The organism is Pseudoflavonifractor sp. HCP28S3_F10 (assembly GCF_052065415.1).
Classification (GTDB): domain Bacteria; phylum Bacillota; class Clostridia; order Oscillospirales; family Oscillospiraceae; genus Pseudoflavonifractor_A.
This window is the reverse complement of sequence record NZ_JBQHUB010000003.1, coordinates 86,375-105,942: the sequence shown is the minus strand read 5'-3', so window position 1 is coordinate 105,942 and position 19,568 is coordinate 86,375. Positions and strand designations below refer to the sequence as shown.

The following is a 19,568-nucleotide window of genomic DNA, read 5'->3' as shown; positions in this document are numbered from 1 at the left end:
GCCCTTTCCGCCTGATGCGGACAAAAAAGGGGCTGGCGGTCGCTTCCGCCAGTCCCAGTTCTCTGATTCAATCCTCCTGCTCCGGCGCCTCCACGCTCCGCTCCCTGGGTTTGTCCAATGGGTCCACCCAGTTTTTCATCTCCTCCGGCAGGGGGCCCATAGTCCCCACGCAGCGGTTGATGGGCGTGCCCATATTGTGGAATTTCTCCTCATAGTCGGTCATCACACCGCAGATGCCGTTTGCATGCAGGTCCCGTGTCACCTGGGACAGGGCAAAGCCCGCCTTGGGGAACTGGAAAAGGGACCACTCATAGAGATCGCGGTTGTCGGTCTTGAAGTGGATCTCCCCCCCTTCCCGCAGTACCTGACGGTAGCGCATGAGAAAGTCGGTGTGGGTCAGGCGGCGCTTGCTGTGCCGGTTGGAGGGCCAGGGATCGCTGAAGTTCAGATAGATCAGGTCCACCTCGCCGGGGGCGAAGTAGTCCCGCAGCCGGGCGGCGTCAGCGTCGATGAAGTAGACGTTGGTCAGCCCCATCTGCTCCGCCCGCTCCATGGCGATGATCATGGCGTCGGCCACCCGCTCGATGGCCACGAACAGGCAGTCCGGGTTCCTGGCCGCCGTCTCGGCGGTGAAGCGGCCCTTGCCGCAGCCGATCTCCAGACGCAGCTCACGGGCATCCGGCATCAGCTCCCGCCAGCGGCCCCGCCGGGCCTCCGGCTCCCGGATCAACAGAGCGGCGCAGCGCTCCATACGGTTTCCCAGGTTTGGTTTTTTCCTCATTCTCATCTCAGATGCTCACCTCTCGGAAGATATCATAACATATGAAATTTCCTCTTGCAATCCTGAGTGAAATGGTTTATAATAAGCAACGTTGCGGCGGTCCTCACCAACGCAACACGGACAGGACCGATCCGGGTGTAGCGAAGTTTGGTATCGCGCGTGGTTTGGGACCACGAGACCGCAGGTTCAAGTCCTGTCACCCGGACCATATGCGCGAGTGGTGGAATTGGCAGACTCGCTAGATTCAGGTTCTAGTGTGCATTACGCACGTGCGGGTTCAAGTCCCGCCTCGCGCACCAGTTCAGAAGAGCCCTGAGGCGAAAAGGCCTCAGGGCTTTTTCATACGCCGGACGAGCTTTTTCTCCGCTTTCGGCCGTGATTCGCTGTGCCGGGCTCGCATCCGGGTTGTGGGGGATAACACACAAAATCGTACTGATACAAAAAGGGAATGGACACGTATCTGTCCATTCCCTTCTTCTTTTAAAAAATGACTCGTGCACTCACCGTACCGCCGCGAAAGCCTGGTCCAGGTCGGCGATAATGTCGTCGATGTGCTCGGTACCGATGGAAAGGCGGATCGTATTGGGCTTGATGCCCTGGTCCAGCAGCTCCTCAGGGGAGAGCTGAGAGTGGGTGGTGGTGGCGGGGTGGATGACCAGGCTCTTCACGTCCGCCACGTTGGCCAGCAGGGAGAAGATCTCCAGGCTGTCGATGAACTTGTGGGCCTCCTCCTGGCCGCCCTTGATCTCAAAGGTGAAGATGGAGGCGCCGCCGTTGGGGAAGTATTTCTCATAGAGAGCGTGGTCTGGATGGCCGGGCAGACTGGGATGGTTCACATGCTCCACCTGGGGATGATTCGCCAGGAACTCCACCACCTTCTTGGTGTTCTCGGCATGGCGGTCCAGCCGCAGGGACAGGGTCTCCACGCCCTGGAGCAGCAGGAACGCGTTGAAGGGGGAGATCGTAGCGCCGGTATCCCGCAGGAGGATGGCCCGGATGTAGGTGACGAAGGCGGCAGGACCGGCCGCATCCACAAAGCTGACGCCGTGGTAGCTGGGGTTTGGCTCGGCGATGGGTGCATATTTACCGCTGGCCTTCCAGTCGAACTTGCCGGAATCCACGATGATGCCGCCCAGGGTGGTGCCGTGGCCGCCGATGAACTTGGTGGCCGAGTGGACCACGATGTCGGCGCCGTGCTCGATGGGCCGGATGAGATACGGTGTGCCGAAGGTATTGTCGATGACCAGGGGCAGGCCGTGCTTGTGGGCGATGGCGGCGATGGCATCGATGTCGGGAATGTCGCTGTTGGGGTTGCCCAGGGTCTCCAAGTAAACAGCCTTGGTGTTGGGCTGGATAGCGTTCTCCACCTGTGCCAGATCATGGGCGTCCACAAAGGTGGTGGTCACGCCGAACTGGGGCAGGGTATGGGAGAGCAGGTTGTAGCTGCCGCCGTAGATGGTCTTTTGGGCCACGATGTGGTCCCCCGCCTGGGCCAGAGCCTGGATGGTGTAGGTGATGGCAGCCGCGCCGGAGGCCAGGGCCAGGGCCGCCACTCCGCCCTCCAGGGCTGCCAGACGCTTTTCCAGCACATCCTGGGTGGAGTTGGTGAGCCGGCCGTAGATGTTGCCCGCATCGGCCAGCCCGAATCGGGCAGCAGCATGGGCGGAGTTGCGGAACACGTAGGAAGTGGTCTGGTAAATGGGAACGGCGCGGGAATCGGTGGCGGGATCGGGCTGCTCCTGACCCACGTGGAGCTGAAGGGTCTCAAACTTATAAGGACGATTACGCATGACGAAAGCCTTCTTTCTTATTTTTTGTGGTCGGTCCATGTCTGGATACCCGGCATTCGCCCGAACCGGAAATTGCTCCGCAGCAGACGTCCAAAACAGGCGCTCATCCCGTCCGCCTCCTTACCGCTTACATTAACCAATTAACTAAGTAGGTTGATCGAATTATACCAACACATTCCTACTTTGTCAATAGGAAAATAAACATTTTTTTACGTCCCTACCCCTGTACTTTTCTTCTTTAAAACGCTATACTGTATGGTATTCAGACCCACATGGAACAGGAGGCCGGCGAATGCGTCTTGATATCGAAGAAGCCCTGCGCTATCTGGGGGCCGGCGGCACCCAGGACCAGACGCTGCGGCAGAGTGTCCAGCGGGAGGCCGAAGCCCTCACCGCCCAGCTGAAGCCCCGGTATATTTATAAGGTCGTATCTCTGACCCGCTCGGGGGAGGAGCTTCTCCTGCCCGAGGCCGGCCTCTCCCTCCCCGGCCGCACTGCCCGGCTCATGCTGGAGGAGTGCCATCAGGCCGTTGTGCTGGCCTGCACCCTGGGTGCGGAATTTGACGCCCTGCTCCGGACCCAGCAGGCCCGGGACATGGCCCGGGCCGTCATCCTGGACGCCTGCGGCAGCGCCTGGGTGGAGGCAGGCTGCGATGCGGCAGAAAAAGAGATCGCCGCCCTCTTCCCCGGGAAATACCTGACCGACCGCTTCAGTCCCGGCTACGGCGACCTGCCCCTTGCGCTCCAGCCCGGATTGTGCCGGGCTCTGGACGCCCCCCGGCGCATCGGGCTGTACGTCACCGGCAGCCTGCTGCTCAATCCCGCCAAATCGGTCACCGCCCTGCTGGGGGTGGCCGGCACGCCTCAGATGCGGCGCATCCGGGGCTGCGCCTGCTGCTCCATGAATCAGACCTGTCAATTGAGGAAAGGTGGAAAAACCTGTGCGCCCTGACTTTTTTTCTTCCGGGATCGTCCTGCTGGACGGCGCCACCGGAACCGTATTCCAACAGAAAGGCCTGCCCCCCGGGGGACGGCCCGAGCTGCTCAATCTCACCCGTCCCGAGCTGGTACGCTCGGTCCATGAGGAGTACATCCGGGCCGGCAGCCAGGTGGTCTACGCCAACACCTTCGGCGCCAATCATCTGAAGCTGGCCGGCTCCGGCCACACGGTAGAGCAGGTGGTGGGGGCCGGCGTGCGTCTGGCCAAAGAGGCCGCAGGGGACACCGGCGTGCTGGTGGCCCTGGACATGGGGCCTCTTGGCGAGCTGCTGGAGCCCATGGGCAGCCTGCCCTTTGAAGCGGCTTACGACCTCTTCCGGGAGGTGGCGCTGGCCGGTGCGGCGGCGGGGGCCGACCTGGCCGTCATCGAGACCATGACCGACCTCTACGAGACCAAGGCCGCCCTGCTGGCCGTGAAAGAGAATACCGGCCTGCCTGTGATGGTCACCATGACCTTCGACACCGGCGGGCGCACCTTCACCGGCTGCACCATCCCCTCCATGGCCCGCACGCTGGAGGGCCTGGGGGCCGACGCCATCGGCCTGAACTGCTCCCTGGGCCCCGATCTGCTCTCTCCCCTGCTGGCCGAGCTGTGTCAAAATACCCGGCTGCCCGTCATCGCCAAACCCAACGCCGGTCTGCCCGACCCGGTGGACGGCCACTACCACATGGGTCCGGAGGAATTTGCCGCCGCCCTGGTCCCCTGTCTGGAGGCGGGCGTCACCATCTTCGGCGGCTGCTGCGGCACCTCGCCCGACTACATCCGGGCGCTGAAACAAGCCCTTGAGGGCAGATCCCCCGTCCGGCGGCACTATGTGCCCGCGGGCTTTGTCTGCACGCCCACCGTCCCGGTGCGGCTGGACGGGGTACGGGTCATCGGCGAGCGCATCAATCCTACCGGCAAAAAGCGCTTCCAGCAGGCCCTGCTGGAGGGAGACCTGGACTATATCCTGGACGTGGGCATCCAGGAGGTGGACGCCGGGGCCGACATTCTGGACGTGAACGTGGGCTATCCCGGCGTGAACGAGGTGGAGATGCTGCCCCGGGTGGTCAAAAAGCTCCAGAGCGCCCTGTCGGTCCCCCTGCAGCTGGACTCCTCCAATGCCGCCGCGCTGGAGGCCGGCCTGCGGGTCTACAACGGCAAGGCTGCGGTGAACTCGGTCAACGGCGACCCGGCGGTGATGGAGCGCGTCCTGCCGGTGGTGAAAAAGTACGGCGCGGCGGTGGTGGGCCTCACTCTGGACGAGAGAGGCATCCCCCAGACGGCGGAGGCCCGCCTGGCCATCGCCCGGCGTATCCTGGCCGCGGCCGGGGAGCACGGCATCCCCCATGAGGACCTGTGGATCGACTGCCTGACCCTGACGGTCTCCGCCCAGCAGGAGCAGGCCCGGGAGACCCTGCGGGCCCTTCGTATGGTGCGGGAGGAGCTGGGATTGCAGACCGTTCTGGGCGTGTCCAACATCTCCTTCGGCCTGCCCAACCGGGGGCTCATCAACCAGAATTTCCTGATCCAGGCCCTGGGGGCCGGATTGACACTGCCCATCATCAACCCCAATCTGAAGGAAATGATGGACGCGGTGGCCGCCTTCCGGGTGCTGTCCGGCGAGGACGTCGGCAGCGCGGCCTACATCGACCGCTTTGCCGGGGCCCAGGCCGCTCCCGCCGCCCCGGCGGCCGACAGCCATCTCACCCTGGAGGACGCGGTGATCCGGGGCCTCAAGTCCGAGGCGGGCAAGCTGGCCCGGGCCGCTCTGGCCGAGGGGGACGAGCTCTCCCTGGTGGAACAGCGGCTCATTCCCGCCCTGGACCGGGTGGGCGAGGGCTATGAGAAGGGCACCCTCTTCCTGCCCCAGCTTCTCAGCGCCGCCCAGGCGGCTCAGGCCGTCTTTGAAGCGGTACGGACCTCTCTGGCCCAAAAAGGCGGCGCGCCGGTGAAGAAGGGGACCATCGTGGTGGCCACCGTCAAGGGGGACATCCACGACATCGGCAAGAACATCGTCAAGACCATTCTGGAGAACTACGGCTACGACATCATCGATCTGGGCCGTGACGTGCCCCCCGGGACCGTCCGGCAGGTCGTAGAGGAGCGGAACGTCCGGCTGGTGGGGCTCTCCGCTCTGATGACCACCACCCTCCCCGCCATGGAGGAAACCATCCATGTCCTCAAGGCCCTGCCCCAACCGCCGGTGGTCTTTGTGGGCGGCGCCGTGGTCACCCCGGACTACGCCCGGCGCATGGGAGCCGATCACTACGCCAGGGACGCCCGGCAGTCGGTGGAGATCGCCCGGGCCGTGCTGGGCTGAGCCGCCGGGAGGTAGCATATGGATATCAGAACTTATCTCGGCAGCGGCCATACCCTGATCTTTGACGGCGCCATGGGCACCTGCTTCTCCTCCCTGCCCGGCCGGGCGGAGGAGCGGTGCGAGCGGGCCAACCTGGACCACCCGGAGGACATCCTGTCCATCCACCGGGCCTATCTGGAGGCGGGGGCCCGGGCCATCAAGACCAATACCTTCTCCGCCGGAGCAGACGCCGCCGGGGGGGACACGGAATTTGCCCGTCAGGTCATCCGGGCGGGCTGCCGACTGGCCCGGGAAGCGGCGGAGCCTTACGGCGCCTATGTCTTTGCCGACATCGGCCCTGCCTCGGGCTCCCAGGCCGGGGGGCCCGGCGATCTCTACTGCTGGCAGGCTGACCAGTTCCTGGAGCTGGGGATCCGCCACTTCCTGGTGGAGACCCTGCCCTCGGCTGAGGGCGTGCCGGAGCTGGCCCGGCACCTGAAGGCCCGCTGTCCGGAGGCCTTCCTCATCGTCTCCTACGCGGTGCAGCCCGACGGCATCACCCGGGAGGGACAGTCGGGCCGGGAGCTCTTCGCCCGCACCGCCGCCCTGCCCGAGGTGGACGCGGTGGGCTTTAACTGCGTGTCCGGCCCCCACCACATGCTGGAGTACATCCGCGGACTGGACCTGGGGGACACCCTGCTCTCCGCCATGCCCAACGCCGGCTATCCCACGGTATTGGGCCGCCGGGCGGTATATCAGGGCCAGCCCGACTACTTTGCTCAGAAGATGGCCCAGATTGCCGGGGCCGGGGCCAGGATCGTAGGCGGCTGCTGCGGCACCACCCCGGAACACATTGCCCGCATGGTCCAGGCCCTCTCCGCCCCGCCGGCGGAGGAGGGCTCCCCGGCCGCCAAGGCCGGTCCCCGCCGCGCCGCTGTCCCCGAAAGCCCCTTCTGGGAGAAGCTGAAGGCCGGGCAGCGGGTGGTGGCGGTGGAGCTGGACCCCCCGGCGGACGGCGACCCCGCCCCCTTCCTGTCCGGTGCCCGGCTCCTGCGGGACAGCGGCGCCGATATCATCACCATCGCCGACTGCCCGGTGGGCCGCCCCCGGGCCGACAGCAGCCTGCTCTCCTGTAAGCTGCGGCGGGAGCTGGGTGTGGAGCCTCTCCCCCACCTGACCTGCCGGGACCGGAACCTGAACGCCACCAAAGCGCTGCTGCTGGGCCTGTCCATGGAGGGTGTGCGCAATGTGCTGCTGGTCACCGGCGACCCCATCCCCTCCGCCGAGCGTGACGAGGTCAAAAGCGTGTTCAACTTCAACTCCCGCAAGCTGGCCCGCTATGTGGCCGAGCTCAACGAGACCACCCTTCCTGTCCCCTTCCACATGTTCGGCGCCCTCAACCTGAACGCCCGGAATTTTCAGATCCAGCTCAGGCTTGCCGCGGAAAAAGAGGAAAACGGCATGGAGGGCTTTCTGACCCAGCCCGTTCTGTCTGCCCAGGCTCTGGAGAACCTGAAGCTGGCCCGCTCTGTGCTCAAGGGCAAGATCCTGGGGGGCATCTTCCCGGTGGTGAGCCACCGCAACGCCTGCTTCCTGAACAACGAGGTCTCGGGCATCCATGTCTGCGACGAGATCGTCGCGCTATACGCCGGCAGGGACCGGCAGCAGGGGGAGGCCCTGGCCATGGACATCTCCTGCCGGGTGGCCGCGGAGATGGCTCCCTATACCGACGGCTTCTATCTTATGACCCCCTTCCGCCGGGTAGAGCTGACAGCCGCCATTCTGGAGCGCATCAGAACCATCCCTGTATGAATCCCTCCGCCCGGCGCCCGGTCCGGAACCGGCGCTCCGGGCGGCTGCTTTTTTCCCCGGAGTCCTCCTCTCTCTTTTCCGTCAAATTGCTGTTTTTGCGGACGGACCTGATCCCTTATTCCCCGGAAATCCGCCTATTCCGGGAGGCGCCATGGCGGCAATCCGCTCATATCATCACATTTTCCCCACTTCTGGCATTTTGACAGTCCCGGTCCTTCCAGCCCTAAATATGGGTTGATTTTCACTTCAGTCCACTATATAATGTATTCAAAGAGTTGCGACAGAGGGCATTTTCCCAGGCCGCCGGCATCTGGGGACTGTCCCCTTTTTTATGAAGATTACAAAGGAGCGATTGCCTAATGAAGATCATGAAGCGCAGCGGCGCCGAAGCCCAGTTCGACCGCGTGAAGATCGCCGCGGCGGTCACCAAGGCCAACAACGCCACCGACGGCGCGCCCGAGCTCACCCGTGAGCAGATCGACGGGATCGCGCTTCAGATCGAGCAGGCCTGCCAGCAGATGGGCCGCGCCCCCTCCGTGGAGGAGGTGCAGGAGATGGTGGAGACCGGCATCATGGAGAGCGGCGCCTATGAGACCGCCAAGCGCTACATCCGCTACCGCTATAACCACAATCTGGTACGGGCCGCCAATACCACCGACGGGCAGATCCTCTCCCTCATCGAGTGCAACAACGAGGAAGCCAAGCAGGAGAACTCCAACAAGAATCCCACCGTCAACTCGGTCCAGCGTGACTACATGGCCGGCGAGGTGAGCAAGGATATCACCCGCCGTCTGCTGCTGCCTCAGGAGATCGTGGAGGCCCATGAGGCCGGCATCATTCACTTCCACGATATGGACTATTATGCCCAGCACATGCACAACTGCGACCTGGTCAATCTGGAGGATATGCTGCAGAACGGCACCGTCATCACCGGCACCATGATCGAGAAGCCCCACAGCTTCTCCACTGCCTGCAACATCGCCACTCAGATCATTGCCCAGGTGGCCTCCAACCAGTACGGCGGCCAGTCCATTTCCCTGGCCCATCTGGCCCCCTTTGTGGACGTGTCCCGCAAGAAGATCCAGTCCGAGGTGCTGGCCGATATCGCCGTCTGCGGCGGCTCCACCGACGCCCAGGTGGTGGACCGTATCGTGGAAAAGCGCCTGCGGGAGGAGATCCGCCGGGGCGTGCAGACCATCCAGTACCAGGTGGTCACCCTGATGACCACCAACGGTCAGGCTCCCTTCATCACCGTGTTCATGTATCTGGGCGAGGCCAAGAACGAGCAGGAGAAGAAGGATCTGGCTCTCATCATCGAGGAGACCCTGAACCAGCGCTACCAGGGCGTGAAGAACGAGGCCGGCGTGTGGGTCACCCCCGCCTTCCCCAAGCTGATCTATGTGCTGGAGGAGGACAACATCCACCCCGACTCCCCCTACTACTACCTGACCAAGCTGGCCGCCAAATGCACCGCCAAGCGCATGGTCCCCGACTATATCTCGGAAAAGATCATGCTGCGCAACAAGGTGGACAAAAACGGCGAGGGCCACTGCTACACCTGCATGGGCTGCCGCTCCTTCCTGACCCCCTATGTGGACCCGGAGACCGGAAAGCCCAAGTATTACGGCCGCTTCAATCAGGGCGTGGTCACCATCAACCTGGTGGACGTGGCCCTCTCCTCCGGTCGGGATATGGACAAGTTCTGGTCTATCTTCGACGAGCGGCTGGAGTTGTGCTACAAGGCCCTCATGTGCCGCCACAACCGGCTCAAGGGTACGCTGTCCGACGCTGCCCCCATCCTGTGGCAGTACGGCGCCATTGCCCGGCTGAAAAAGGGCGAGCCCATCGACAAGCTGCTCTATAACGGCTACTCCACCATCTCCCTGGGCTATGCCGGCCTCTATGAGTGCGTCAAGTACATGACCGGCAAGTCCCACACCGATCCGGAGGCCACTCCCTTCGCCCTGCAGGTCATGGAGCATATGAACGAGGCCACCGCCGCCTGGAAGGCCAAGGAGCACATAGACTTCTCCCTGTACGGCACTCCCATGGAATCCACCACCTACCGCTTCGCCAAGTGCCTGCAGAAGCGCTTCGGCATCATCCCCGGCGTCACCGACAAGGCCTATATCACCAACAGCTACCACGTCCACGTCACTGAGGACATCGACGCTTTCGAGAAGCTGGCCTTCGAGGCCAAGTTCCAGGCCCTCTCCCCCGGCGGCGCCATCAGCTATGTGGAAGTGCCCAATATGCAGAATAACCTGGAGGCCGTGCTCCAGCTCATGCAGTTCATTTACGACAACATCATGTACGCCGAGCTCAACACCAAGAGCGACTACTGCCAGGTCTGCGGCTTCGACGGCGAGATTCAGATCGTCAAGGATCAGGACGGCAAACTGGTGTGGGAGTGCCCCAAGTGCGGCAACCGCAACCAGGACAAGATGAATGTGGCCCGCCGGACCTGCGGCTATATCGGCACCCAGTTTTGGAACCAGGGCCGCACGCAGGAAATCCGGGACCGCGTGCTTCATCTGTAACACCGCAAAGGAAGGATCGCCATGAACTACGCCGCCATCAAGCGCCGGGACATCGCCAACGGCATCGGCGTGCGGGTAAGCCTGTTCGTCTCAGGCTGCACACACCACTGCAAAGGCTGCTTCAACGAAGAGGCTCAGGATTTTCATTACGGCCAGCCCTTTACCCGCGAGGTGGAGGACCGGCTGCTGGAGGATCTATCCCCCTCTTTTGTCAGCGGATTGACCCTGCTGGGCGGCGAACCCTTTGAGCCCGAGAACCAGCGCGCCCTGCTCCCCTTCCTGCGCCGGGTGCGGGAGTGTCTCCCGGAGAAGGACATCTGGGCCTACTCCGGCTATGGGTATGAACGTGACCTGCTGGGGGAAAGCCGGGCCCGGTGCGAGGTCACTGACCAGCTGCTCTCCCTCATCGACGTGCTGGTGGACGGAGAGTTCGTAGAGGAACTGAAAGACATTTCCCTTCGTTTTCGCGGCTCCTCCAACCAGCGCCTCATCGACTTGCCCAAATCCCGTGCGGCAGGCCGCGTTGTCCTGTGGAGCGACTGACAGCAACCCATACGCCTGCCCCTGTGTGCCGCGGGGGCAGGCGTTTTCATGCCCGGTCATGCACGAAAATTTTTCTTTTCTTCTTCCGCAGAGAGGGATATAATAATAAAAGTCATGATTCGACAGGAGGAATCCGTTTTGAAAGATAAATACAAGGGGATCCTGTGTATCCTATCGGCCGCCTTTTTCTTTGCATTGATGAATCTGTTCGTCCGGCTCTCCGGCGACCTGCCCTCAGTCCAAAAGAGCTTCTTCCGCAATCTGGTGGCCGCCTTCGCCGCCGCCTTTCTGCTGCTGCGCAGCCATCAGCGAGTCCAGATGGATAAAGTCAGCTGGCTGGAGCTCTTCCTGCGGGCCCTTTTCGGTACTCTGGGCATCCTTGGCAACTTCTATGCTGTGGACCATCTGGTGCTGGCTGACGCCTCCATGCTCAACAAGATGTCTCCCTTCTTCGCCATCCTGTTCAGCTACTTCCTGCTGAAGGAGCGCATCTCCCTCTTCCAGGCGGGGGCTGTACTCAGCGCCTTTGCGGGCTGCCTGCTCATACTGCGGCCCACCGGCTCGTCCATGCAGCTCGTTCCCGCTTTGGCCGGCCTCTTCGGCGGCGCATGCGCAGGCTTTGCCTATACCATGGTACGCATGCTGAGCAAGCGGGGCGTGAAGGGACCCTTCATCGTGTTCTTCTTCTCCGCCTTTTCCTGTGTGGTCACCCTGCCCTACCTGATTTTGAACTATGCCCCCATGACGCCGGCCCAGCTGGCCTGCCTCCTGTTGGCCGGTGCGTCCGCCGCAGGCGGACAGTTCTCCATTACCGCCGCCTACTCCTTCGCCCCCGCCCGGGAGCTGTCGGTCTACGACTACTCCCAGGTCCTCTTCTCCGCCCTGTTGGGCTTTCTGGTCTTTCAGCAGGTCCCCGACCTGTTCAGCTGGCTGGGCTATCTCATCATCTGCGGCGCGGCGGTGGCCATGTTCCTCCATACCCGCCGGCAGCACGCCTGAATGTTTTCTTCCGATTTTGCAGGGCCGTCCCCCATCTTTGGGGGACGGCCTCAAATTTTATATCGTATAGTTTACTGAAAAACCTATTGACAATTTTTTAACGATGTGCAATAATATCATCCGCAAGGATCGTTAATTATTTAACAATTCTATCTTCGAATTTATCAAGGAGGCTTCCATCATGAGCAGATTTACTCTTCCCAGAGACATCTATTACGGCGCCAACGCGCTGGAGAACCTGAAGACCCTGAAGGGCCGCCGGGCCGTTCTGGTGCTGGGCGGCGGCTCCATGAAGCGCTTCGGCTTTGTGGACAAGGCGCTGGAGTATCTGAAAGAGGCCGGCATGGAGACCAAGCTCATTGAGAACGTAGAGCCCGATCCCTCCGTGGAGACCGTCATGGCCGGCGCGGCCGTCATGCGCGAGTTCCAGCCCGACTGGATCGTCGCCATGGGCGGCGGATCCCCCATCGACGCGGCCAAGGCCATGTGGGCCTTCTATGAGTATCCCGAGACCACCTTCGAGGACCTGGTGACCCCCTTCAGCTTCCCCGAGCTGCGCCAGAAGGCCCGCTTCTGCGCCATCCCCTCCACCTCCGGCACCGCCACCGAGGTCACCGCCTTCTCGGTCATCACCGACTATTCCAAGGGCATCAAGTACCCCCTGGCCGACTTCAACATCACCCCTGATGTGGCTATCATCGACCCCGCCCTGGCTGAGACCATGCCGCCCAAGCTGGTGGCACACACCGGCATGGACGCCCTGACCCACGCCATTGAGGCCTATGTGTCCACCCTCCATACCGTGTTCACCGACCCCCTGGCCCTGAAGGCCATCGACATCGTGAACCATGACCTGCTCAAATCCTTCGGCGGCGACATGACCTGCCGCGAGGAGATGCACTACGGCCAGTGCCTGGCTGGCATGGCCTTCTCCAACGCCCTGCTGGGTATCGTCCACTCCATGGCCCACAAGACCGGCGCCGCCTTCTCCACCGGCCACATCATCCACGGCCTGGCCAACGCCATGTACCTGCCCTACGTTATCCAGTATAACTCCAAGGCCGACGGCGTGGCTGAGCGGTATGCCGACATCGCCCGCACCATGGGTCTCTCCGGCGCCACCACCGACGAGCTGGTCCAGGCCCTGCGCGCCAAGATCCGCTCTATGAACGACGCCATGGGCATTCCCAATACCCTGAAGGACTTCGGCATCATTGAGAGCGAGTTCAAGGAGAAGCTCTCTGCCATCTCCGCCAATGCCGTGGGCGACGCCTGCACCGGCTCCAACCCCCGTCCCATCGACCCCGCCACCATGGAGAAGCTCTTCACCTGCATCTACTACGGCACCGAGGTTGATTTCTGATTATCCCCCTTCATAAAAGTGCCGCCCTGCCGGACGGCGCAGAAAGAGAGCCGCCCATACGGGCGGCTCTCTTTTTTTCTCCGGCCGGACAGGACCGGCCAAAGCAATCATTACATACGGGACTTGATGAACTCGATGCGCTTCTGGCACTCATCGATAAGGGCGATCTCGTCGATCTTGGTGGACTTCTTGTTGCGCACCACGATCTCGCCGTTGACCATGACGGTATCCACGTCGTTGCCGTTGGCGTTGTTCACCAGGGCGGACTCGGGATGATGGACAGGGGCGATATGGGGCTTCTTCCAGTCCACCAGCAGGATGTCGGCCTTCATGCCGGGGGCGATCTGGCCCATCTGGCCGTCCATGCCCATGGCGATGGCGCCGTTGCGGGTGGCCATGGTGAGCACGTCCTTGTTGGAGATGATGTGGGCGTCCAGGTTGTGGTTCTTGTGCATCAGGGCGGTGTACTTCAGGGTGCCCAGCATATCCTGGGCGTTGTTGCTGCCGGGGCCGTCGGTGCCCAGGGCCACGGGCAGGCCCATCTTCAGCATCTCGGGCACCCGGGCCACGCCGTCGGCCAGGTAGGCGTTGGCCACCGGGCAGTGGATGGGCTGGCAGCGGTACTTGTCCAGAATCTCCATCTCGTGGTCATCCAGCCAGATGGCGTGGGCCAGCTGGGTGTCCTCGTCCAGGATACCCATGGACTCGAGGAACTCCACATTGCGCATGCCGCCGTACATCTTGGCGGTCTTTTCCACCACGTCCTGATCCTCGGCGGTGTGGACCTGGAACTTGATCCCCAGATCCTTGGAGAGCTGCTTGGTCTTCTGGAACAGGTCGGGAGAGACGCCCCAGGGGTTCAGGGGGCCCACGCTCAGGGACAGGCGGCCGTTCTCCTTGCCGGCCCACTCACTGTGCAGGCGCTTGATGTCGTTGAGGATACGGTCCTGATCCTCCTCACGGAACTTCTCATAGTACACGATGTTGGCAAAGCAGCGGCACATGTTGCCGCGGATGCCGGAATCCCGCATAGCCTCAAAGATGCGGTCGCCGTTGTTGAGGGAGGTGAAAATGTAATGCTGGTCGATGCAGCTGGTGGCGCCGGTCTTCAGGTTCTCCAGGCAGCCGATGAGTCCGGCGTAGTAGAAGTCCTCCTCGGTCATCAGCTCGGAGAAGGGCCAGACCTGGGTGGACAGCCAGGGATAGAGCTGCAGATCGTCGGCCAGGCCGCGCATGAAGGTCTGGAACAGGTGGGTGTGGGCGCTGACCATGCCGGGCATGAGGATCTTGTCGGCGGCGTCGATGACGGAGTCAGCCTCCAGGCTGAGCTGGGCCATGCGCAGGGGATCGGAGCCCACCTCGCTGATCTTGTCATCCACCACATAGACAAAGCCGTTGCGGATCATCTCAAAGTCGTCATTCATGGTGACGATCCAGGGATTGCGGAACAGGGTTTTCATGCTGATCATTTCCTTTCGAGTACAATCTATGGCAAAAACACTCGGATCACTTGCTCATGGAATGGCCCAGAACGATGCGCTCCAGGTTTGCGGGCAGCTCCCGCACCCGCTTGCCGCAGGCGTTGTCTATGGCGTTGATGATGGCGGGGGCCACGTTGCAGGTGGCCGGTTCGCCCAGACCCTTGGCGCCCAGGGGGCCGACCTCGCTGGGATACTCCAGCGCGATGGCGTGGATCTGATCAGGCACGTCCAGCACGGTGGGAACGATGTAGCTTTCCAGGTTCAGGTTGCGGATGCGGCCCTCTTTCAGGTCCACTTCCTCGGTCAGGGCGTAGCCGATGCCCATAGCCACGCCGCCCCGGATCTGACCCACCACTTCATCCCTGTCCATGGCGTGGCCCACATCGTGGACCGCGAAATAGTCGTCCACCGACACGGCGCCGGTCTTCAGATCCACGGTGACCTCCGCGGCGGCAGCGCCGTACACCCAGGACCAATAGGCGTCGCCCACGCCGGTGTTCCGGTCATAGTTGAAGGGCGGCGCGGAAAAATAGCCCAGGGAGTTGAGGTGGTCGGCATTATTGAAAACGTCGGTGATGACGGTGAGCAGCTCCACGCTGTTGGCGGGGTCTCTGGCGTCAGTGATCTTCTCGTCGGCAAAGACCACGTCACGGGTGCCCAGACGCTTCTCGGCGTAGCCGGTGAGCTTCTCCTTGACGCTCAGGCAGGCCTTCCACACCGCGCCGCCGGAGAACACAGTGCCGCGGGTGGCCACCGTGGGGCCGGCGTCGGTGAGGAAGCCGGTGTCCACCGGGCTGACCCGGATCTTCTCCCGGTCCACGCCCAGGGTCTCGTGGACCACGCTGACCAGCATGTTGGGGCCGCCCTGGCCCACCTCGGCAATGGAGGAGGCCACGGTGACGCTGCCGTCGGGCTGGACAGCGATCATGCCGCTGGCGGTATCGATGCCCTGTCCAGCGGCGCCGAAGGACTCGCCCCGGTGCAGAAAGGCGATGCCCAGGCCCTTCTTGGTGCCGGTGTGGCAGGCGTTGTACTCCGCGATGCGCTTACGGCGCTCATCGATCTTACAGGCGCTGTCCAGGGCCTCGTAGCACTTGTCCAGGGTCACATTGGTCATGTGCTGGCCGGTGGTGGAGGTGCAGCCCTCGTAGAGCATGTTCTTTTTGCGCAGCTCCACCGGGTCCATGTTCAGCTCCTTGGCGATCTCATCCATCAGGGACTCAGAGCAGAAGTCCACCTGAGGGGAGCCGAAGCCACGCAGGGCGTCGGAGTAGACATTGTTGGTGTACACGCTGGTGGAGATGGTGTCGATATTGGGCACGATGTAGGGACCGGCGGCCTCGATGGCCATACGGGTGGTCACCGGGAAGGTCTTGCTCTTGTAGGCGCCGCCGTCCAGCACCAGCCGGACCTGCATAGCCTGGAGCTTGCCGTCCCGGTTGAAGCCCACCTTGTAATGGGCATGGATGGGATGGCGCTTGGTGCCCTCCATGATGGACTCCTCACGGGTGAGCCACACCTTGCAGGGCCGGTCCAGCAGGAAGCTGACCATGGCCGCCCGGCTGGAGGCCATGGCGATATCGTAGTTCTTGCCGCCGAAGGACGCGCCGATGGTGGCAAGAATGACCCGCACCCGGGTCTGGGGCAGGCCCAGGGTCTCGGCCACCGTCTTGCGGATGACAAAGGGGCTGTTCACCGGGCAGCGGACGATCATCTCGCTGGTGTTGGGGTCACGGTAGGCCACGGCGGCCTCGGTCTCGATGCACACGTGCTGGACCCGGGAGGTCACATAGTCCCGCTCCATCACGCAGTCGGAGTTCCGGAAGCCCTCCTCCACGTCGCCCCGCTGGGTCTTCCACTTGCAGATCACGTTGCCGCTGTCGTGGATCAGGGGCGCGTCGTCGTCCAGGGCATGCATGGGGTCAAAATTGGCGGGAAGCTCCTCGTACTCCACCTTCACCAGCTTGGCGGCCTCGTCGGCCTGCTCTCTGGTCTCGGCGGCTACCAGGGCCACGGCATCGCCGATATAACGCACGCGGTCGCCGCAGATCACCGGGCGGTCGCAGGGCTGGTTGGGGATGCCGGGGATGTCCTTGGCGGTAAAAATACGCACCACGCCGGGCACTTTCTCGGCCTCGGCGGTGTCGATGGACAGGATGCGGCCGCTGGAGATGGTGGAGCGCACCACCTTGCAGAACACCATGTCTGCCATCCGGATATCGTTGGCATAGATGGCCTTGCCGGTCACTTTGGCAAGGACGTCCTTGCGGTTATTCATCTTACAGGGTCCTCCCTTCGGGCCTTCAGATTGATGGAGCGGATCACCGGTCGCGGTAGGGGGAGCTGTAGAGCTCCTCGCCCAGAGCGTCGCACACGGCGTTCATCACCGCGGGATTGGCGGGCACCACGGCCGCCTCGCCGATGCTCTTGGCGCCATAAGGCCCATTGGGCTCGTTGGCCTCGATAAAGTCCACCTGGATGCGAGGCATCTGGTCGGCGGTGAACATCTTGTACTTGCGGAAGTTGTTGTAGATGTTGCGGCCGTTTTCGTCATACTTCAGGCCCTCACACAGGGCGTAGCCCATGCCCATCTGGATGCCGCCATGGAGCTGGCCCTCGATGCCCATGCGGTTGATAACCTTGCCCACATCGTGGACGGCGGCGTAATCGGTGACCTGCACGGCACCGGTGGCCTTCTCCACTTTGACGCGGACGAAATGGGCGCCGTAAGCGGTGGGACCGTTGGGCATGGGATAGGTCTCGGAGCAGATGATCTCCCGGTGGGACTTATCCTGGGCGTAGACCACAACATCGCTGAGGGAGACGGTCTTGCCGCTGGCCCTGGAATGCACGCCCTCCTCAGTGATCTCCAAATCGCCCTCCTGCTCCTCCAGCATGAGGGCTGCCTCCTTGATGAGCTCAGCGGCCACCGACTCCGAACACTTCTTGGCCGCGCTGGCCACCACGAATACGCCGTGGCTGGAGTAATCGCCCAGCTGCCAGGGACAGATATCGGTATCGGCCTCCAGGGTAGTGATGGAGGACATGGGGATCTTCAGGGTGTTGGAAACCACCTGGCTCTGAACGGTGACCGAACCGTTGCCCATGTCGTGGGTGCCGGTGTAGTAGGTACAGGTGCCGTCCTCGTTCATCTTGAGCATGACGCAGGCCTGGTCCCGGTGGGCGCCGAAGCAGCCGCAGCCGTGGGCGCCTACGGCCATGCCTACGCCGATGGCGTACTTGCCGTCCTCGTCGGAGAGCTCGGGCCAGTTCTGCATCAGTTCAACGCCCCGGCGGACACAGTCCTTGGGCCGGGGATTGCCCAGCTTGAAGCCCATGGGATCGCAATCCTCCGGGTCCACCAGGTTCTTGAGCTGCAGGTCTACCAGGGACATGTTCAGGGCCTTGGCAATCTTCTGCATCTGGCGCTGCTGGCCGAAGAAGGCCTGTGGAGAGCCGTAGCCCCGCATGGCGCCGGCGATGGGGGTGTTGGTATACACCGGGATGCCGGTAAAGCGCATATTGGGGGTCTTATAGACCTTGAACACCTTGTGGCTCAGCGCGCCCAGCACGTTGAGGGCGCTGGAGGCGTAGGCGCCGGTGTTGGTAATAATGCGGATATCCTGGGCCACGATGGTACCGTCGTTCTTCACGCCGGTCTTGAGGTAGACCACCGAGGCGTGGCGGGTGCGGGTGGAGTCGATGCAGGCCTGACGGGAGTAGACCAGCTTCACCGGGCGGCCGGCCTTCATGGACAGCAGGGCGGCCACAGGCTCCAGCGTCATCTCCAGTTTACCGCCGAAGGCGCCGCCGATGGCAGGCGCGACCACGCGGATCTTGCTCATGGGCATCTTGAAGATGCGGCTGAGAATGATCCGGTAGCCGAAGGTATTCTGGCAGGAGGTATACACCGTCAGCTTGCCGGTAAAGTCGTAGTCGGCGATGGCCACGTGGGGCTCAATGGCGCAGTGATGGATGGGCTGGGTGGTGTAGCGGTCCTCGAAGATATGATCGGCCTCGGCAAAGCCCTTTTCCAGGTCGCCGGCATTGTGGACCATGGTGGTGATGGCGTTGCTCTCCCCATGGATGGGATAGGCGCCCTCCTTCATGGCCTCCTCGGGGTCCAGATAGACGGGCAGCTCCTCATACTCCACCTTGATCAGGCCGGCGGCCTTCTTGGCGATAGCGGCGGTGTCGGCGGCCACGGCGGCCACCCGGTCGCCCACGAACCGGACCGTATCGTCGAAGATCCGCTCGGTGTTGGGGATCTGATGCTCATAGAAGCGCACCGCGCTGTTGTACAGGGTATCAGGTGAGTTCTTATAGCACACCACGGCACGGACGCCGGGCAGTGCCTCGGCCGCACTGGTATCGATGGACTTGATCTTGGCATGGGCAACGCGGCTGAACACCACTTCGCCGTAAAGCATGCCGCGGAGCTTCATATCCCCCACGTACTGCTTGCGGCCGGTTACCTTCAGCGCCGCATCCCGGACGGGAGTGCTCTGTCCGATCTGGCTGTATTTCTCCATAGAAGTCATCTCCTAGCTGTTTGACGGCCATCTGAATTGCCCCCGGCATCCTTCGACGCAGCCCGTACACGCACATAGCCTGTAGTCTCAGTGCCTTTTTCCGCCGGTGCCTGTCTACACCGCCCGGTGGTTCCGACACTCAGGTATGCCCGGCGTACAGTAGCCGTTCTTGACTCTCTGTTTCCCAATCTCTTTATCCCGGCAGTGGGATAATGAGATAAAAAGAAGCAGGCGCTTTCCACCCAAAAGCATGGATGGAGAGCACCTGCTTCCCTGATTTGAATTCGTGCCTGAACGAAACTGCGGTCCCTCCTCCATCACAAGGGAGTGGTTCACACGCACGTTTGGATACACCCAACATCCTCCCTTACTGGGGTCCCCGCGCCGGCCAGGGTAGCGGTTAAAAGCTCCACCGCCGCGGGACAGGTTTTTCCGGGATGCTCAGG

At 62.6% G+C, this 19,568-nt stretch carries 12 protein-coding genes and 2 tRNA genes; 9 read left to right on the top strand and 5 right to left on the bottom strand.

The window, feature by feature from the left end:
* Positions 1-67: 67 nt before the first annotated feature.
* Entirely contained in the window at positions 68-787 is a 720-nt protein-coding gene (trmB, locus tag ACTNBZ_RS02870) for a tRNA (guanosine(46)-N7)-methyltransferase TrmB (protein WP_441208135.1), read from the bottom strand.
* 125 nt (positions 788-912) lie between these two features.
* Between trmB and ACTNBZ_RS02865 the strand changes: the two genes are divergently transcribed.
* Positions 913-989: transfer RNA gene (locus ACTNBZ_RS02865), tRNA-Pro, on the top strand.
* A gap of 3 nt (positions 990-992) precedes the next feature.
* Positions 993-1,080: transfer RNA gene (locus ACTNBZ_RS02860), tRNA-Leu, on the top strand.
* Between the two features lie 201 nt (positions 1,081-1,281).
* Here the strand turns inward: ACTNBZ_RS02860 and ACTNBZ_RS02855 are convergent.
* On the bottom strand, positions 1,282-2,571 hold the full coding sequence (locus tag ACTNBZ_RS02855) for an O-acetylhomoserine aminocarboxypropyltransferase/cysteine synthase family protein (protein ID WP_441208134.1): 1,290 nt from the start codon (positions 2,569-2,571) through the stop codon (positions 1,282-1,284).
* Positions 2,572-2,863: 292 nt separating this feature from the next.
* Between ACTNBZ_RS02855 and ACTNBZ_RS02850 the strand changes: the two genes are divergently transcribed.
* The 7 genes from ACTNBZ_RS02850 to ACTNBZ_RS02820 all read left to right on the top strand — a co-directional run bounded on the left by ACTNBZ_RS02850 (position 2,864) and on the right by ACTNBZ_RS02820 (position 13,109).
* Positions 2,864-3,523: a vitamin B12 dependent-methionine synthase activation domain-containing protein gene (locus tag ACTNBZ_RS02850; RefSeq protein ID WP_441208133.1), complete on the top strand. Its 660-nt coding sequence runs from the start codon at positions 2,864-2,866 to the stop codon at positions 3,521-3,523.
* Positions 3,513-5,873: a homocysteine S-methyltransferase family protein gene (locus ACTNBZ_RS02845; protein ID WP_441208132.1), complete on the top strand. Its 2,361-nt coding sequence runs from the start codon at positions 3,513-3,515 to the stop codon at positions 5,871-5,873. The genes ACTNBZ_RS02850 and ACTNBZ_RS02845 overlap by 11 nt, the downstream gene beginning before the upstream one ends.
* Before the next feature lie 18 nt (positions 5,874-5,891).
* Positions 5,892-7,664: a bifunctional homocysteine S-methyltransferase/methylenetetrahydrofolate reductase gene (locus tag ACTNBZ_RS02840; RefSeq protein ID WP_441208131.1), complete on the top strand. Its 1,773-nt coding sequence runs from the start codon at positions 5,892-5,894 to the stop codon at positions 7,662-7,664.
* A 359-nt stretch (positions 7,665-8,023) separates the two neighbouring features.
* Positions 8,024-10,204, top strand: coding sequence for an anaerobic ribonucleoside-triphosphate reductase (gene nrdD / locus ACTNBZ_RS02835; RefSeq protein ID WP_441208130.1), 2,181 nt, complete (start codon positions 8,024-8,026; stop codon positions 10,202-10,204).
* A 21-nt stretch (positions 10,205-10,225) separates the two neighbouring features.
* Positions 10,226-10,747, top strand: a complete 522-nt coding sequence (nrdG, locus tag ACTNBZ_RS02830; RefSeq protein WP_441208129.1) for an anaerobic ribonucleoside-triphosphate reductase activating protein — start codon at positions 10,226-10,228, stop codon at positions 10,745-10,747.
* Between the two features lie 138 nt (positions 10,748-10,885).
* Positions 10,886-11,746 (top strand): DMT family transporter, encoded by an 861-nt coding sequence (locus ACTNBZ_RS02825; RefSeq protein ID WP_441208128.1) that lies wholly within the window; start codon positions 10,886-10,888, stop codon positions 11,744-11,746.
* Between the two features lie 181 nt (positions 11,747-11,927).
* Entirely contained in the window at positions 11,928-13,109 is a 1,182-nt protein-coding gene (locus ACTNBZ_RS02820) for an iron-containing alcohol dehydrogenase (protein ID WP_441208127.1), read from the top strand.
* A gap of 110 nt (positions 13,110-13,219) precedes the next feature.
* Here the strand turns inward: ACTNBZ_RS02820 and ACTNBZ_RS02815 are convergent, their stop codons facing one another.
* The 3 genes from ACTNBZ_RS02815 to ACTNBZ_RS02805 are packed head-to-tail and all read right to left on the bottom strand — an operon-like array spanning position 13,220 to position 19,122.
* Positions 13,220-14,569, bottom strand: a complete 1,350-nt coding sequence (locus tag ACTNBZ_RS02815) for an amidohydrolase family protein (RefSeq protein ID WP_441208126.1) — start codon at positions 14,567-14,569, stop codon at positions 13,220-13,222.
* 46 nt (positions 14,570-14,615) lie between these two features.
* Complete coding sequence (locus ACTNBZ_RS02810) at positions 14,616-16,868, bottom strand: xanthine dehydrogenase family protein molybdopterin-binding subunit (protein WP_441208125.1); 2,253 nt, start codon at positions 16,866-16,868, stop codon at positions 14,616-14,618.
* Positions 16,869-16,911: 43 nt separating this feature from the next.
* The gene (locus tag ACTNBZ_RS02805) at positions 16,912-19,122 is read right to left on the bottom strand and encodes a xanthine dehydrogenase family protein molybdopterin-binding subunit (protein WP_441208124.1); all 2,211 of its coding nucleotides are present in this window, start codon (positions 19,120-19,122) and stop codon (positions 16,912-16,914) included.
* Positions 19,123-19,568: the final 446 nt, after the last annotated feature.